The following is a 16,652-nucleotide window of genomic DNA, read 5'->3' on the forward strand; positions in this document are numbered from 1 at the left end:
CTTTCACTCCTCCTATTCTAAATCCGCACGATCACCCATCGTGTAGCCTGATTCCTCTGAAAGTTCAAAGGTATCTTTGATACCGTCGGTTACATACACTTTGTCTTCTTTTGTGATAAAGATCGCATCGGTACCCTTTTCGGTATGTTGTTCGATATAGGCTAAGCCTTCCTTGACCCCTTTATCAAATGCCACCGTAGTTAATCCATCGCCATCGATGGATTTGTCGGTGATGACAGTCACACTTGCCACATCGCTGTCGTAAGGATAGCCAGTCTCAGAATCGAAAATATGATGGTACGTTTTGCCGTCTACTTCTAAATAGCGTTCGTAGATCCCTGAAGTAACTACTGTTTTATTGGTTTCTTTGATACTGCCGATAATCGAGCCGCGAGATTTGTTCGGGTCTTGGATTCCGACATTCCATGGCTCATCTGTGCCGCGGTTACTATGACCTAACACATAGACATTCCCGCCCAAATCGACGATCGCGGAAGTCACACCATTGTCCTTCAACACTTTGACGACTTCGTCCGTGATATAGCCTTTAGCGATCGCCCCAAGGTCAAGGATCATGTCCTTGTCTTTTAAATAAACGGTTTGATCTTCATCGTTAAACTCGACTTGTTCATAATTGATATGTTTCAATGCTTCATCGATCTCAGATTGCTCTGGCTTGCGGGCATCATCAAAGCCGATCCGCCATAATTGAGTGATGGCACCGATGGCCATATTAAAGCCGCCTTCTGATTTCACACTGTAATCGTAAGCTTCTTTTAACAAATAATAGATGTCATCCGAAACCTTTACCGGCTTGATACCAGCTTGCGCATTGATCTCATCGATCTCTGACCCTGCTTGGTTGATGGTGATTTTATCGCCTAACTCTCTGATGCGGTCAAAGGCCGGCTTCATGGCGTCCTCTTTGCCTTCATCATAAATGCGAATCCGAGTATAAGTGCCTAATAAAAATTCTTCTTGAAAATATGGTTCTTCTCGCAGCGTCGTTGCTTCCTGCTCACTGCCACAAGCTGCCAACATTGTGCCTAAAAAAACAAACATCAGAAAAAACGTTACTTTCTTTTTCATGATTTTCCTCTTTTCTATTGTCTTCAACCTTCATATAATAGCCTTTTTTTGGCAGAATGAAAAGGGGCATTCCGTGATTCCGCAACGTATTTTAGGAATCCTTAATCGAACTTTTTCTTCTTTGTAAAAAACAGTTCTTTTAAAAAAACCTTCCCACCAGATTGCTTCCTTTTGCACGAACTTGCTTTTGTGACCTTGCTACCCACGAAAAAAAGACAGCACTCAAAGCGAATGCTGTCCTCTTCATTCAAAAAAGTTGTGATTATTCAGTAACGAAGTTATCCACTTCGATTGTTGTTTGGTCGCCTTTTTCAGCGGCATTCAACAATTGTTGTGCATAGATAACAAAGCTGTGGAAGCTGTGGGTTGCACCAGAAACTACATCCATGTCTGCCACAGAACCATCTTCAGCATTGACTGCAGAAACAAAAGCTTCATTGAAGTTTGGAATGAATTCTTCTGGACTTGTACCAGATTTAGCTTCCATGTTTTCGTTGTATGATGCATCATCTTTTTTCGACTCGCCGGCTTCGTTTAGGTAGTCGTAGTTTGATTCAGAGATTTTGCCGTCAGCCACAGTCATTGAGAAGACTACGCGGTAACCATTTGAGTAGTTCTTTTCTTCTAATGTATAAGTTCCGTCTTTCAAGTCTGCCCCATTGTCGATTTCAATGGTTTCCGTGTTGCCTGCTTGCGCCGCTTGAATCAATTGTTGTGCATAGTTTTGGAAGGAATCAAAGGAATGAGTCGCGCCAGAAACTACTTCGATTGAAGAAGGGCTTTGTGCGGCAACTAACTCTTCATTGAATTTAGGAATAAACTCTTCTGGGCTGATACCTGCTTTTTCTTTCATCGTTTCATTGTATTCCGTGTTTTCTGTTTTTGATTCGCCATCCGCATTGACGTTGTCATATTTTGATTCAACGATTTTGCCGTCTTTGACTGTGATCTCAAAGGTAACACGGTAGTCGTTTTTGTAGTTCTTTTCTTCTAAACGATATGTCCCATCTTGCATTGGCTCGCCTGCAACAACGGTTGCTTCCGTGCTTTCTGTTGATGCTGAATCGCTTGCAGAAGTTTGTGATGTACTTTCACTAGTTGACGAAGAAGCTGTATTGTTGTTGTCCGCTCCGCAACCCCCTAACAATAATGCTGCGAATGAAAATACCGCCATACCTACAATCAATTTCTTTGCTTTCATAATTATCCACCTTTTACTTGTTTATTTTCCCCACAAAAAAGTTTGTGATACATCTAACATTGTAAAGTAAATTTACGATATGTCAACCGCTTCCTTTCCGCTTTTTCTCGAAAAAATGACTTATTTTTTGATTTTCGCAAGTTTTCACGAATTTCAGGAAATATGCGTTTTTTTCATCAGAATCGTTAGACAAATGAACCATTTGTCTATATAATAGGAACGATTGTGTAATTATTATCATAGATTATTTTTATTAAGGAGAGATTTGCAATGGCAAAGAAAAACATTGTCGTTGTCGGTGCCGGTTATGCAGGCGTTTCTGCTACGAAGTACATGGCAAAGAAATTGAAAAAAGACAATGATGTTGAGATAACATTGATCGACCGTCACTCTTATCATACGATGATGACTGAACTGCATGAAGTCGCTGGAGGACGTGTAGAACCTACCGCAATTCAATATGACTTGCAGCGCTTGTTCTCACGCAAGAAAAATGTTCGTTTAGTAACCGATACAGTAACTGGGATCGATAAAGAAAATAAAACTGTCCAAACAAAATTAGGTAGCTATTCATTTGACTACTTGATCTTAGGGATGGGTGGCGAACCGAATGACTTCGGTACACCTGGCGTTAAAGAAAACGGCTTTACTTTATGGTCATTTGACGATGCTGTCCGCATTCGCGAACACATTGAAAAAACTGTCGCAAAAGCAGCGATCGAACCAGATGCAGCATTACGCAAAGCAATGTTGACCTTTGTCGTTTGTGGTTCTGGATTTACCGGGATCGAAATGATCGGTGAACTGATCGATTGGAAAGATCGTTTAGCTTCCGATTATAAATTGGACCCAAGTGAAATCAGCTTGAAAGTCGTTGAAGCAATGCCAACGATCTTAAACATGCTTGATCGTAACGATGCAGCCAAAGCAGAGCGTTACTTGAAGAAAAACAATGTTGATCTTGTCTTGAATGCACCAATCGTTGAAGTGGCACCTGACCACATCAAACTAAAAGATGGTTCAACGATCCCAACCCACACATTGATCTGGACTGCCGGTGTCAAAGGAACTAGCGATGCTGCTGATTTCGGTTTAGAAACTGCTCGTGGGTTCCGTCTAGTTGCCAATGAGTACATGGAAGCAAAAGGCTACGAAGACAAAAACATCTATATTATTGGTGACTTGGTTTACTTCGAAGAATTCCCGAACACACCAACACCACAAATCGTGCAAGCAGCTGAACAAACAGGTCACACTGCAGCAACGAATATCGTTTCAGCCATCAAAGGTGGCGAAAAACATAAATTCAAAGGAAACTACCAAGGATTTATGGTTTCCATCGGTGCCAAATGGGGCGTGGCGAACTTATTCAATAAGATTCACCTGAGCGGTTTCTTAGCGATCATTATGAAACACATCGTTAACTTGAAATACTTCTTTGATATTCGTTCTGGTTACTACATGTTCCAATACTTGATGCATGAAATCTTCCACATCAAAGATGACCGGACAGTCGCTCGTGGTCACACGTCTCGTTACGGTAACGTCTTGTGGAGTGTTCCGCTTCGTATTTTCTATGGTCTTGTCTGGTTCGTTGAAGCCTTCAAGAAAATTTTGGGTACGAATGGGGAAGTCTTCAAACCTGGTACTTGGTTCGGTGAAGGTTCTTGGTTCCAAGGCAACAGCGTATTCCCTTGGACTTGGGAATATCAAACAGTCGCTGATGCAGCCAGTGGTGCTAGTGAAGCAGCCGATGCAGCAAGTGCCGCTAGTGGTGCCGGTGAAGCAGCCGATGCAGCGACACAAGCCGCACACTTCGGTTTGAGCTATGCTTACGGTGAACAACCAATGATCGTGATTGAAAAATCACCTGACTGGTTCACAAAAGTTATGCAATTTATTATGCCAAACAACGACGTTGCCATGTTCTTCCAAAAATTCATGGTCTTCTTTGAAATTGCTTTAGCTCTTGCATTGATGGCTGGTCTCTTCACTTGGTTAGTAAACGCAACGACTATCGTTTTGGTGTTGACTTTCTGTATGTCTGGTATGTTCTACTGGGTAAACATCTGGTTCATTCCAGTTGCATTTGCCTTGATGAACGGTTCAGGACGCGCAGTCGGTTTAGACCGTTGGGTAATCCCATGGTTGCAACGTACCCTTGGAAAATGGTGGTACGGTACCCCTCGCTCCTTATATGGCAATAAATAAGCCAGCAAAATAGAATACCTGTACGACTTCATGAGACTAAGACATTCTGATTTTCAATCAGTGTCTTGGTCTCTTTCCAAGTACAGAACTTTTTCTTGATCGTCCTTGCACAGAAATCGGTGGATTATTGAGGATTCAGCTAGTAGAATCTTGTCTTCTTATGCTAGAATGAGACACATCACATGAAAGAACAGGAGTCTTTTTTGATGAAACTAAAAGAATTTATCCGCGATGCCCATTTAAAACCATGGGATGGCGTCATCATACTTGTTTTGATCCTCAGCTCTTTTTTACCGCTTTTTATTTTTGGCCAGACGCAAACGGCTGACAAAGAAGCCGTCTTACGGGTCGATGGGACAGAAATCAAACGTTTTGACTTAGTTGAAGGTCAAAAAGCATACACCTATCTTTATGAAGATGAAGACGGAGATACCAATTTACTGGAGATCGAAGGCGATCGGATCCGAATCAAGGAAGCTGATTGCGGCGACCAGATTTGTGTCCGCCGTGGCTGGGCCAGTAAAAATGGGGAAACCATCGTCTGTCTACCTCATAAATTGGTGATCGAAATCCAAGCCGCAGATGGGAGTGAGACCGACGATCTAATCTATTGATCGTTTGCTTATGAGTCGATTACAACGAATAATTTTCATCTCACTGCTGGTCGCCCAAGGGGTCGTGATTGGTTTAGTTGAAAATATGATCCCTTATCCATTTGCCTTTGCGCCTGGTGCGAAACTAGGTTTGGCAAATTTAATTACCATTATTGCTTTGTTCACCATGCCGAAAAAAGACAGCTTTCTCTTGATTTGGCTAAGACTGATCTTAACGACGTTACTAGGAGGAACGGTTTCGACCTTCTTATATAGTATGAGTGGTTCCTTACTGAGCTACTTTGGGATGTCTTTGGTGAAACAGTTGGGGCCTAAGCGTGTCAGTATCATCGGCATTAGTGCGGCCGGCGGTTTCTTGCACAACGTCGGACAGTTGATCACCGCCTCATGGATCGCTCAATCCTGGAGCGTGATGCTCTACTTGCCGGTCCTGTCTTTCTTTGGGATCTTGTCCGGGATCGCTATCGGGATCGCCGCCAACTACTTGCTGCGCCGTGTCGAAACACTGCGCCGTTTTCAAATTGATTATGAACGCCAGACCAAAGTCAAATGGCGCTCGGATTCAGAATAAAGGAGTTAATTATGAAACTTCATTCCATGTGGCAAGAGTATCCAGCACTGCAAGCTGACTTATCTGCCTCCTTGCAATTGATGGAAAAATCATTAAAACTAAAAAACAAAGAGGTCGAACAAGCGATCCTGGCCATGATCCATTCAGGTGGAAAACTGCTGCGTCCTGCTTATCAGCTGCTCTTTTCTGCTTATGGCAGCGACAAAGATCGCGAAAAAGCCGTCGCATTGGCGGCCTCGATCGAGATGCTCCACACTGCTTCGCTGATCCACGACGATATCGTTGATCATGCGGACATCCGCCGCAAGCTGCCGACCATTCGTTCCGAATTTGGCAACGATGTCGCTGTCTATGCTGGTGATTACCTCTTTGTCTGCTGCTTTAAATTGATGGCGGATTATGCCAGCTCCATGAAAAGCTTGCAGATGAATTCCCGTAGTATGGAAAAAATCCTGGCCGGCGAATTAGGGCAAATGAGCAAACGATACGATTTGTCCGTCACTGTCGAGGATTACTTAGAAAACATTCGCGGCAAAACCGCTGAGTTGTTTGCTTTAAGCTGCTTCATCGGGGCTTATGAAAGCGGCACTTCTTTGCGCTTTGCCAATCAAGCCCGTGAGATTGGCGAAGCCATTGGCCTTGCCTTTCAAATCATGGATGATGTCTTGGATTACAGCCAAGACGCGACTGCCTTAGGAAAACCAGTATTGGAAGATGTTCGGCAAGGCGTCTATTCTTTGCCGCTGTTGATGGCACTGAAAAATGACCGCCAACAACTGTTGCCACTGCTGGAAAAACAAGGCACAATGACTGAGGCGGATACCCATGAAGTCTATCGGATCGTCCAAGAAAGCGCCGGGATTGACGAAGCCAAGAAACTCGCTGCCGACTACACGAAAAAAGCTTTGCAGGCGATCCAGAAATTGCCTGAGACCAAAGATGAAACCAAAACATATCTTTATCAGATCACTGCTCAGATCCTTGGGCGTCAGAACTGATCAAGGATCTAGCAAAAGCCTTGCAGCTGGAATCATCCTGAAATAAGCCCCCAAGGGTAGATTTCTGATCTACTTTTGGGGACTTTTTAGTTGATAGCTAGAAGTTTATACGAAAAAAGCCTCAACGGACAATTCATCTGTCCGTTGAGGCTTTTTTTCTTTTAACGCATCGTCACAAATTCTTCTGACCCCGTCGGATGAATGGCAACGGTTTGATCAAAGTCTGCTTTCGTAGCACCCATTTTGATGGCTACAGCGAAGCCTTGCAGCATTTCATCGACACCGATCCCGATGCCGTGCAGACCGATGATTTTTTCTTCTTCTCCTAAGCACACCAATTTCATCTCACACTTTTGGCGATACTCATTTAAAGCAAAGTACATCGGTGTAAAGCGCGAACGATACACCTTTATCTGCTCTTGGCCGTATTTTTCCAAGGCTGCTTCTTCGGATAAACCAATCGTGGCAATCGGTGGATGCGTAAAGATGACCGTCGGTACTAAATTATAATCCAAGTACGCATCGCTTTGACCGTTGAACAAGCGTTCAGACAAGCGACGACCGGCGGCGATCGCAACCGGGGTCAAATCCAATTTTCCAATGACATCGCCCACTGCAAAAATCGAGTCAGCCGTAGTAGTTTGATATTTGTCCACAATGATAAACCCTTTTTCATCCAATTGGACATCGGTGTTTTCTAGGCCTAACTTGTCCGTATTCGGCACACGACCACCAGCAAAAAGGACGCAATCGCCGGTCAAGGTTTCGCCATTTTCAAAGTGAACGATATACTCGTCACCTTCTTTAATGATACGAGAGGCCACGTAGCCTGCATAAGTTTCGATTCCTGATTCTTGGTACATCTCCACGAGATTATCCGCAAGCATCTTGTCAAAGGTTCGTAATGGCCGCTCTTTGCGGTACGCCCAAGCCACTTGGCTGCCCAGCTGTTGGCTGACACCGCTGATTTCGGCTGCGATGTAGCCTGCCCCTAAGACGACCATACGCTTTGGTGCTTCTCGCAACGCAAAAAAACCATTCGAGTCAATGGCGTACTCACCGCCGGGAATATTCATCGCGCTAGGTTTTCCACCGGTGGCAATCAAAATATTTGCTGCATGGTAGTTTTCCCCATTGACGGTAATCGTGTGGTTATCCACAAACTGTGCATAACCGTGGATAACTTCTACATTGTTGCTGTCTAAGCCTTTTTGATAGGCTGTGTGTAAAAAATCAATGTATTTTTCACGGTTATCCACAAGTTCAGTAAAATTAAATTTATCCACATGTGGATAAATGCCGTAGCTAGTTGCGTCCCGTTTGATCATTTCTAACATCTCACTAGCTTGCCACATGACTTTTTTCGGTACACAACCGACATTGACACAGGTGCCGCCTAATTCATTGCCTTCGATCAATAATACTTTGGCGCCGTGCATCCCTGCACGATTGGCTGAGGCGATCCCGCCGCTGCCGCCACCAATTACTATGTAGTCGTATGTTTCCATATTTGTTGTTTCCTCCTTAAGATTGTCTATGTTCTCATCGATCCTTTTTGGCTGGATTGATTCAACAAAAAAAGCCGAGAGAAACTCTCGACCTTATTTTTTCTTCCGAATCATGTCTCCGACTTCCACCGGTTCTTTGACCGGCATCGTCAGCAGCATCATAGGATTTGGTGCACGATCGATGGATTCACCGTCTTCATTATACATGACTTCGACGGTTTGGTGAAAGTGATGGAATCCGGGACCGTAAAATTCGATTTCATCGCCGACGGAAAAGTGGTTCCGTTGCCGAATCGTAGCTGTTTTCGTTGCCGGATCATACGCCATGACTTCCCCAATAAATTTGTATTGCGGAATTTTCCGACGCGGACCGAACAACTGCTCATTTTCACTCGGGGTATCGTAGTAAAAGCCTGAGGCAAGCTCGCGCTGCGCAACTTTCCACAGTTCATCGATCCATTCTTGTTTGCAGACATAGTTCTCTGGATCGGCCATGTAACTGTCCACGGCTGCTTTATAAACGTTCGCCACGGTTGAAACATAGTGGATCGATTTCATGCGGCCTTCGATTTTGAAACTATCCACGCCGTTTTCAATCAGATCAGGGATATGTTCGATCATCGACATATCCACAGCACTCATGGAAAACTCTTCTTCCACTGTCCCGTTTTTAGTCAAACTGTTTCGTTCCGTTGCAAACGGCATGTCAAACAAATCATATTTCCAGCGGCAAGATTGCGAACAGCCGCCGCGATTGGCGTCTCGCATCGACATATGATTGGACAAAGTACAACGGCCAGAATACGAAATACACATGGCGCCATGAATAAAGGCTTCGATCTCCACGCTAGTATTTTTGCGGATCTCAGCGACTTCCTCCATCGACACTTCTCGGGCGAGGACGACCCGTTCTAGGCCTTCTTCCCGCCAAAATTCCAATGTTTCATAGTTCGTGGCACTAGCTTGGGTGGACAAATGGATCGGTAGACCCGGCGCTTCTGTTGCGCAGATCTGGATCAAAGCGGGATCAGAAACGATCACGGCCGAAATACCGACATCTCGCAATTCCCGAAAGAATTCCCCTGCACCTTCCTGATTGCCCTCATGGGTCACCATGTTGGCTGCTACATAGACTTTTGCGTTGTGGGCTTTGGCAAAAGCCACCCCTTCCGCCATTTCTTCATAGGTAAAGTTACCCGCGCGACTCCGTAGACCATAGGCATTGCCGCCGATATAGACAGCGTCAGCGCCATAGTGGATCGCTGTTTTTAATTTTTCTAACGTACCAGCTGGTGCTAACACTTCTGGTCGTTTCAATGCTTGTTTAACGGTCATTTGTTCTTGCTCCTTACTTGATATCGTCAGGATCGATGGCATAAAATCCAGTGTCTAACCCACGTTCTGCCGGATGAAGTTGGGCAACTTGTTCACTGAGCACAGCTGCTTGCTCTGCTTGCCACTTCCCACTTTCCACAAGGCTCTTGGCTTGGGCAAAAAGCTTAGCAATTGCCACAAAGGCAGCCCCTCGTGTATAGATTCCGTCCAGCTTCCAGGTTTGAAAGCCTGTTGCGGCTAATTCCGCCAGCTGCAGCATCAAATTAATGTCGTTATTGGCAAAAATGTGCGTGCCGTGGCTATCTTCATAAATGGAATAGTGGGTTTCTTCTTTTTTCGGTTCGGATAAAAACAACCCACGGTCGTGGTTCTTTTCTTCCGATTGTTGGGTATAGTTATAATAATTTTGTAAAAGCGGACGCTTCGATTGGTGAATGCAGGTCGCACCATAAACCAATACTTCCACAGGAATATTTAGTTGTGGCGCCATGATTTTCATTTCCTCGAAAGGAACTTCTCGCGCTAAAACGGCTGCCTTTGCTCCTTTTTGTCCCCAAAAATTGATTTGACGAGCGCTCGTTACTAAGGTTTCCCCTGCATAGATAAATGGCAAGGCACATTCTGGATTTTGCTTCATGCGGTAAATAATCCCAGGATCTCCGAGAGCGATTTGATCGGCTTGATTGGTCTTCAGAAATGCTAGGTATTCTGGAATCAGCTTCATTTTTTCTGGATGCATGATGCCATTGACTGCGATCGTCACTTTCTTTCCAGCTTCGTGGGCCATGTCGATCAGTCTGATTTGCTCTTCACGAGAAAAAGAGGCCGGTAGGCGCAGCCCGAATGTCTCTTCTCCAAAAAACAATGTATCAACATAAGGGATGAGCTGCTGTGCTTGCTCGATCGATTCCACCGTGGCGATAATCTCAACCATAATACTCCTCCTTTTTTCAACTCATTCATAGTATCACACAGCAGGATTCTTTCCAAGAGGTCTCGTTACTCTTTTTTTCACGAATATCACTTGGCTCATTAATCAACCGTTGTCGTAAAGCTATTTAGAAGGATATTTTTTTGTGAATCACCAATCATAATCAATGGAGACTTCTTGATCACTACTAGACATAGCAAGACAAAAAAGCGACGTTCCTATGGATGCCGATTGCTCGACCATAGAAACGCCGCTGCCGTTATTGGCTCGACTTAAACTTGTTGCAAGACCCGTGCTTGTCCCTCTTTGACATTGAGGGTGATCGATCCTTTGGAAGCACCGATCGTCACTTTGTCACCTAAATGAATTTGTCCTGATAGGAGTGCTTCACTTAAACGGTCTTCGACTTCTTTTTGCAAGGCCCGACGAATCGGCCGTGCCCCATATTCTGGATCAAAACCAGCTTTACCGATCACATCAATGGCAGATGGCGTGATCTTCAATTGGATGTCTTGGTTGCCTAATCGTTTGATGATCGCTTTGCTCATGATCTTCACGATCTCGTGGATCTCCCCTTCACCTAGGGATTGGAAGACCACTGTTTCATCCACACGGTTCAAGAACTCTGGACGGAAGGCTTTTTTCAGCTCTTCTAAGATCCGTTTTTGCATCGCTTGGTGATCTTTCGTTAAATCAGTGACATTAAAACCAACGCTTTTTTCTTCACGGATTTGTTGGGCACCGATATTAGAGGTCATGATCAAAATCGTGTTGCGGAAATCGACTTTCCGACCTTTGGCATCCGTCAAATGGCCATCATCCAGCACTTGCAAGAGGATATTGAAGACATCGGGATGGGCTTTTTCCACCTCGTCCAATAAGATGACGGAGTAAGGTTTTGAACGGATTTTTTCCGTCAATTGCCCACCTTCATCATAGCCGACATAGCCTGGCGGTGAACCGATCAAACGGCTCGTGCTGTATTTTTCCATAAATTCGGACATATCGACACGAACCAAGGCATCTTCACTACCAAACATCGCTTCTGCTAAGGCTTTGGCAAGCTCGGTTTTCCCGACACCGGTCGGCCCTAAAAACATGAAGGAACCGATTGGGCGGTTGGGGTCTTTCAATCCACTGCGGGCGCGGCGGATCGAACGAGCGACTGCTTTGACCGCTTCTTCTTGGCCAACTACCCGTTGATGCAAGATCTTTTCAAGATCCAACAAGCGTTCGCTTTCTTTTTTCTCCATCTGCTGCAGAGGTACGCCGGTCCATTGGGAAACGACCGTGGCAACATCTTCTGCAGTAACACTATCGGCATAGCCTGACGCTTCTTTGACTTCCATAAACGCTACTTCCGTCAGCTGTTGGGTCAATTTCTTTTCCTTGATCCGTAGACGAGCTGCTGCTTCAAAATCTTGCTGGCGAATAGCGGCTTCTTTTTCTTCGATCAAGTTGGCGATCTCGTTTTGCAGATCTGCCAATTCAGAACTTTCATCGGTTTTGTCTAGACGCACTTTGGCTGCTGATTCATCCATCAAATCGATGGCTTTATCTGGTAATTGGCGCGAATTGATGTAACGTACGGACAATTGCACAGCGGCGTGTAACGCATCATCAGAAATTTCCACCCCATGATGTTCTTCATAACGAGGACGCAAGCCTCGTAAAATTTCTTCCGCTTCTTCTGGTGTTGGTTCGTCGACTTGCACCCGAGCAAAACGGCGTTCTAACGCAGAATCTTTTTCAATGTATTTTTGGTACTCATCTAGCGTTGTGGCACCGATGGTTTGCAATTCTCCACGGGCTAAGGCTGGTTTCAGAATATTCGAGGCATCAATCGCCCCTTCGGCTCCGCCGGCCCCAATCAGTGTATGCAATTCATCAATGAATAAGATGATTTGACCATCTTGATAGATCTCATCGATGATTTTTTTCATTCGGTCCTCAAATTCCCCACGGTATTTCGTTCCGGCAACTAAAGCCCCCATGTCCAGCATCATCAAGCGTTTGTTTTGCATGTCTTCTGGGACTTCCCCATTGATGATTTTTTGGGCTAAGCCTTCGGCGATCGCGGTTTTCCCAACACCAGGTTCCCCCACGAGAACAGGGTTGTTTTTGGTCCGACGGCTAAGGATCTGGATCAACCGCTTGACTTCTTTGGCACGCCCGACAACAGGATCTAGGCGTTTTTCACGGGCTAATTTGGTCAAATCACGGGCTAAGGAATCCAAGGTCGGTGTTCCTTGCTGCGCTTTGGCTTGGGCTGGACGACGACGACCAGCACTTCCGTTGGTTTTGCTTTCATTGAAGCCCATTTTTTTCTTCAAAAGCTGACGCATTTTCGCGAGACTCAAGCCGAGATTCAGCATGATTCGTGAAGCCAAAATGTCTTCGTCTCTTAATAAGCCTAATAATAGATGTTCAGTACCAATTTGTGGTGCCCCTAAGCGTTTGGCTTCATCCCCTGCATAAGCAAATGTATGTTTTGCTCGTGGCGAATACGCGAGATAGGCGTTTTCTGGGTATTGACGAACGGTGCCGTACCCTGTTAAATGTTCGATTTCTTCACGAATATCGTTTTCTGTGATATTCATTTCCCGCAAGGTTTTGCCGGCGATCCCGTTTTGTTCAATGACCAATGCCAATAGAATGTGTTCAGAACCTACTGCTTGGTGCTTAAAGTATTTTGCTTCTTCTTGGGCGATAGCCAAAACGGCTTTCGCGCGTTGGGTGAATAATTCATCCATCTCTTTCACTTCCTGTCTTCGTAACTTAATCGTTCTAGAATTGCATGGAGCAAATCAGCTCGTGTTCTATTTTCATAAGGAGAACGTCCTAGAACTGCTTTCGCGATGACGGTCAACAATAAATTGCCTTCTCGCTTGGACAGGATTCCTTCCTCATAAAGTTTCTGGATTATTGCATATGCATCTTTTTCCGAGATGGTTTCATCGAATAATTGATTCATTTCTTTTAAGTAGTGGTGGCTGTCCGTGATTTTGACTTTCTCGATCCGAATATAGCCGCCCCCGCCGCGTTTGCTTTCAACCGCATAGCCTCTTTGAACGGTAAAGCGGGTATTGATCACGTAATTTATTTGTGAGGGCACGCAGTTGAACAAATTTGCCATTTCTGCGCGACGAATCTCAATGGTTTCACTGTCTTCAAGAATTTTCTTCAAATATGCTTCAATCAAATCGGAAGTATTGTGATGACTCAATTCATTCCCTCCCTTGACTAATTCTGACCTTCATTATACCCAATTTTTGAATCCTTGGAAAGATGTACGCTTGCACAAATAGCCGGACTAAAGGAAATTTTAAAGACACCGGTGCCTCACTATAAGGTTTAGAAACAAAAACAAGCAGCTGGACGGGGAACAAAAAGAGAATTCTTTGGTCCCCGAAGGCTGCTTGGTTAAAGTATTTGGTTTTAGCTAGTTTCTAATCACTTTCTGAGCTACTTTCACTCGTAGCGCTTGAATCAGAGGAATCATCTGAACTACTGCTTGGCGTCGATGAGGACGAATCATCTGGTTCAGGTCCTCTAGAGATCGTGACCGTTACAGTAGAGCCAACTTCGACGGAGGTTCCAGCACCTGGAGAGACACGGACAACATGTCCAGCTGGTACTGAGTCATTATAGCCGTCCTCTTCCTCAAAAGTTGAGTCCAATCCCGCTTCATTCAAGTCTGCTTCTGCATCGGCTTGGCTTTTCCCAACAATTCTTGGTACATTGACCATTTCCTGCCCACTGCTGACCGTCAAAGTGATGGTCGTTTGGGAAGTCACCACCGTTTCACCTGTTGCGGGTGCTTGGGCGATGATCGTGCCTGATGGTTGACTGCTAGATTGATAGTTCACTTCGATCTGTGATCGGTCGACACCGCGAGAAGTCAATGCTGCTCGTGCATCTGCCTCTGTCATGCCATAATAGTTGTCCATTGCGAAGCTATCTGGTCCGGAGCTGACCTTAAAGGTGATTTCGTCTTCTGCTGGGGAAACTTCCCGCCCTGCTGCTGGTGATTGACTGATAATATCCCCTTCATCGACATCATCTGACGACTCTAGCTCTTCTTTGATTCTGTCTTCATCAAAGCCCAAATCGATCAACTCTTTTTTGACATCATCAAAGGAACGACCTTCATAGTCATCAAGGGTGATTTTCTTCGTTCCACTACTGATGTAGAGAATCACGACGGAATTCTTTTTGACTTCATTGCCTTCTGGGGGATCGGTTTTGACGACATTGCCTTCTTCGACTTCATCATCTTCGATTTCTTCCACCTCGTCTGCCACTTTCAAACCGGCGGCTTCCAGTTCGGCCCGAGCGGCGGCTTCTGTCTGACCACTGACTTCAGGAATTGCCACATCTCCTCGACCACCGCCGAATAGGAAGTAACTGCCTATTCCTAGCAGTGCGATCACCATAATGATTGGCAGCAGTAGCCAGCGTTTGCGTTTTTTCTTTTTCGGCTGCGCCGCTTCTTCAGCTTGATCCGCTGCCGTTTCTGCCACGGGTTCTTCCACTGGCGGCGTTTCGACTTGGGCTGCTTCCACAGGGGTCAGCACTCTCGTTTCATCCATCAGGGCATGAGGTTCCCATCTCGGTTCATTGAGCCGTTCAGGAGACAACACGGTATCGAGATCTGCCCGCATTTCATCGGCGGTCTTGTAACGATCCGCCGGTTCTTTGGCGGTCGCCTTCAACACGACGTTTTCCAACGATTGCGGAACATTTTTGTCATAGATCCGAATCGACGGGATCTCATCTTGGAAGTGTTTCAAGGCGATCGTTACGGCTGATTCGCCATCAAAGGGTACTTTGCCGGTTAAAATTTCATAGAGGATGATCCCAATCGCATAAATATCTGATTGATTGGTGGCCATACTGCCTCGTGCTTGTTCTGGTGACAGATAATGCACCGAACCTAGCATCGAGTTGGTTTGGGTGATCGACGTTTCGGATAGGGCGATCGCGATCCCAAAATCGGTGATTTTCACCACGCCGTCTTCATTGATCAGCACATTCTGGGGCTTTAGGTCCCGGTGAATGATGCGGTGCTGATGGGCCAATGCCACCGCTGATAAGATTTGTTGGATGATATCAACGATCTGCAAATAAGGTACGGGATAGTGCGTTTGGATATAGCGCTTGAGATCCATTCCTTTGACATATTCCATCACCAAAAACTGCATGCCGTCTTCTTCACCGACATCATAAACGGTTACGATGTTGGGATGAACCAGCTCAGTCGCCGCCAAGGCTTCTCGTTGAAAGCGCCGAATCGCACTTTGGTCGTTTTGGAAGTCAAAACGAAGCACTTTGATTGCCACTTCACGGTCTAAGATCAAGTCATGCGCCAAAAACACATTTGCCATTCCGCCGCTGCCGATATTGCCGATGATTTTATATCGGCCGTTTATCTTCTTCCCAATTTCGATCATGGGCGCTCTCCTCCAACTTTAATCAATAATACCGTGATATTGTCGACACCGCCGCGTTCGTTGGCTTGATCGATCAATGATTGCACTGCTTCTTCCAGCTCAGGGGTTTCTTGGATCGTTGCTGTGATCTCTTCATCTGAGACCATGTTGGTCAATCCGTCTGAACACAGCAGCAAATAATCCCCGTCTGCAATAAAGTGGATCGCCACATCGACTTCGACTTCGCTTGGCATACCGATCGAGCGGGTCAAAACGTTTTTGCGAGGATGATTCAAGGCCATTTCTGCTGTGATTTGTCCTGACTTCACCAATTCATTGACCAGTGAATGGTCCTCTGTGATTTGGGTCAGCACTTGATTGCGTAAAAGATAGGCACGGCTGTCCCCGACATTGGCGATCGTAAACTGGTCGCCTAATAAGGCCACAGCAATGATCGTGGTGCCCATGCCGCTAAGTTCTTCTTGTTCTTGTCCTTTTTGGAAAATCACTTGGCTTTCCGCTTGGATTTTTTGGATCAGCCATTGGGCAGTTTTTTCACTATCTGTCAGTTCTGTCTGTTCCCAAGCGGTGCCGATCTCACTGACTGCTTGACGGCTAGCGACATCTCCGGCCCGGTGGCCCCCCATGCCATCGGCAAGCAAGGCCAATGTCACATTGGCTTTATTTACATAGGTTGCTGCAAAATCTTGGTTTGTGTTGCGACGTTTGCCGACATCTGTTTGAAAACGAATCTCCAATTTC

At 45.5% G+C, this 16,652-nt stretch carries 13 protein-coding genes; 4 read left to right on the forward strand and 9 right to left on the reverse strand.

Annotation, left to right across the window (positions count from 1 at the left end; all coding sequences use genetic code 11):
- Nucleotides 1-12: 12 nt before the first annotated feature.
- On the reverse strand, nucleotides 13-1,089 hold the full coding sequence (locus tag IGI84_RS15480; RefSeq protein WP_411415924.1) for an FAD:protein FMN transferase: 1,077 nt from the start codon (nucleotides 1,087-1,089) through the stop codon (nucleotides 13-15).
- 262 nt (nucleotides 1,090-1,351) lie between these two features.
- The gene (gene pplA / locus IGI84_RS15485) at nucleotides 1,352-2,290 is read right to left on the reverse strand and encodes an extracellular electron transfer flavoprotein PplA (RefSeq protein ID WP_077454144.1); all 939 of its coding nucleotides are present in this window, start codon (nucleotides 2,288-2,290) and stop codon (nucleotides 1,352-1,354) included.
- A 270-nt stretch (nucleotides 2,291-2,560) separates the two neighbouring features.
- Here pplA and IGI84_RS15490 point away from each other — a divergent pair, with 270 nt between their 5' ends.
- From IGI84_RS15490 to IGI84_RS15505, 4 genes are all read left to right on the forward strand, one after another.
- On the forward strand, nucleotides 2,561-4,501 hold the full coding sequence (locus tag IGI84_RS15490) for an NAD(P)/FAD-dependent oxidoreductase (RefSeq protein WP_005230327.1): 1,941 nt from the start codon (nucleotides 2,561-2,563) through the stop codon (nucleotides 4,499-4,501).
- A gap of 206 nt (nucleotides 4,502-4,707) precedes the next feature.
- Nucleotides 4,708-5,115 carry a NusG domain II-containing protein gene (locus tag IGI84_RS15495; protein ID WP_005230326.1) on the forward strand — a complete coding sequence of 136 codons (408 nt, stop codon included), beginning with the start codon at nucleotides 4,708-4,710 and terminating at the stop codon, nucleotides 5,113-5,115.
- A gap of 10 nt (nucleotides 5,116-5,125) precedes the next feature.
- Nucleotides 5,126-5,686, forward strand: coding sequence for a Gx transporter family protein (locus tag IGI84_RS15500; protein ID WP_005232987.1), 561 nt, complete (start codon nucleotides 5,126-5,128; stop codon nucleotides 5,684-5,686).
- 11 nt (nucleotides 5,687-5,697) lie between these two features.
- Nucleotides 5,698-6,684 carry a polyprenyl synthetase family protein gene (locus IGI84_RS15505; RefSeq protein WP_368256616.1) on the forward strand — a complete coding sequence of 329 codons (987 nt, stop codon included), beginning with the start codon at nucleotides 5,698-5,700 and terminating at the stop codon, nucleotides 6,682-6,684.
- Between the two features lie 161 nt (nucleotides 6,685-6,845).
- Here the strand turns inward: IGI84_RS15505 and gor are convergent, their stop codons facing one another.
- The 7 genes from gor to IGI84_RS15540 form a co-directional block, all read right to left on the reverse strand.
- Nucleotides 6,846-8,192 carry a glutathione-disulfide reductase gene (gene gor, locus IGI84_RS15510; protein ID WP_096741972.1) on the reverse strand — a complete coding sequence of 449 codons (1,347 nt, stop codon included), beginning with the start codon at nucleotides 8,190-8,192 and terminating at the stop codon, nucleotides 6,846-6,848.
- A gap of 93 nt (nucleotides 8,193-8,285) precedes the next feature.
- Complete coding sequence (locus IGI84_RS15515; protein WP_008381725.1) at nucleotides 8,286-9,527, reverse strand: peptidase U32 family protein; 1,242 nt, start codon at nucleotides 9,525-9,527, stop codon at nucleotides 8,286-8,288.
- Nucleotides 9,528-9,540: 13 nt separating this feature from the next.
- Nucleotides 9,541-10,461 carry a peptidase U32 family protein gene (locus IGI84_RS15520; protein ID WP_220426906.1) on the reverse strand — a complete coding sequence of 307 codons (921 nt, stop codon included), beginning with the start codon at nucleotides 10,459-10,461 and terminating at the stop codon, nucleotides 9,541-9,543.
- Between the two features lie 269 nt (nucleotides 10,462-10,730).
- Nucleotides 10,731-13,211 (reverse strand): ATP-dependent Clp protease ATP-binding subunit, encoded by a 2,481-nt coding sequence (locus tag IGI84_RS15525; RefSeq protein ID WP_008381720.1) that lies wholly within the window; start codon nucleotides 13,209-13,211, stop codon nucleotides 10,731-10,733.
- A gap of 5 nt (nucleotides 13,212-13,216) precedes the next feature.
- Entirely contained in the window at nucleotides 13,217-13,684 is a 468-nt protein-coding gene (locus IGI84_RS15530) for a CtsR family transcriptional regulator (RefSeq protein WP_005230319.1), read from the reverse strand.
- Nucleotides 13,685-13,907: 223 nt separating this feature from the next.
- On the reverse strand, nucleotides 13,908-15,911 hold the full coding sequence (pknB, locus tag IGI84_RS15535) for a Stk1 family PASTA domain-containing Ser/Thr kinase (protein WP_430600552.1): 2,004 nt from the start codon (nucleotides 15,909-15,911) through the stop codon (nucleotides 13,908-13,910).
- Entirely contained in the window at nucleotides 15,908-16,648 is a 741-nt protein-coding gene (locus IGI84_RS15540; RefSeq protein WP_077454136.1) for a Stp1/IreP family PP2C-type Ser/Thr phosphatase, read from the reverse strand. The genes pknB and IGI84_RS15540 overlap by 4 nt, the downstream gene beginning before the upstream one ends.
- Between the last annotated feature and the right edge of the window lie 4 nt (nucleotides 16,649-16,652).

Source organism: Enterococcus sp. DIV0008, from assembly GCF_050542615.1.
Taxonomy (GTDB): domain Bacteria; phylum Bacillota; class Bacilli; order Lactobacillales; family Enterococcaceae; genus Enterococcus_D; species Enterococcus_D innesii.

Coding starts and splice junctions, on each gene's coding strand:
- IGI84_RS15480 (WP_411415924.1), bottom strand. CDS start 1,089: ATGAAAAAGAAAGTAACGTTTTTTCTGATGTTTGTTTTTTTAGGCACA.
- pplA (WP_077454144.1), bottom strand. CDS start 2,290: ATGAAAGCAAAGAAATTGATTGTAGGTATGGCGGTATTTTCATTCGCA.
- IGI84_RS15490 (WP_005230327.1), top strand. CDS start 2,561: ATGGCAAAGAAAAACATTGTCGTTGTCGGTGCCGGTTATGCAGGCGTT.
- IGI84_RS15495 (WP_005230326.1), top strand. CDS start 4,708: ATGAAACTAAAAGAATTTATCCGCGATGCCCATTTAAAACCATGGGAT.
- IGI84_RS15500 (WP_005232987.1), top strand. CDS start 5,126: ATGAGTCGATTACAACGAATAATTTTCATCTCACTGCTGGTCGCCCAA.
- IGI84_RS15505 (WP_368256616.1), top strand. CDS start 5,698: ATGAAACTTCATTCCATGTGGCAAGAGTATCCAGCACTGCAAGCTGAC.
- gor (WP_096741972.1), bottom strand. CDS start 8,192: ATGGAAACATACGACTACATAGTAATTGGTGGCGGCAGCGGCGGGATC.
- IGI84_RS15515 (WP_008381725.1), bottom strand. CDS start 9,527: ATGACCGTTAAACAAGCATTGAAACGACCAGAAGTGTTAGCACCAGCT.
- IGI84_RS15520 (WP_220426906.1), bottom strand. CDS start 10,461: ATGGTTGAGATTATCGCCACGGTGGAATCGATCGAGCAAGCACAGCAG.
- IGI84_RS15525 (WP_008381720.1), bottom strand. CDS start 13,211: ATGGATGAATTATTCACCCAACGCGCGAAAGCCGTTTTGGCTATCGCC.
- pknB (WP_430600552.1), bottom strand. CDS start 15,911: ATGATCGAAATTGGGAAGAAGATAAACGGCCGATATAAAATCATCGGC.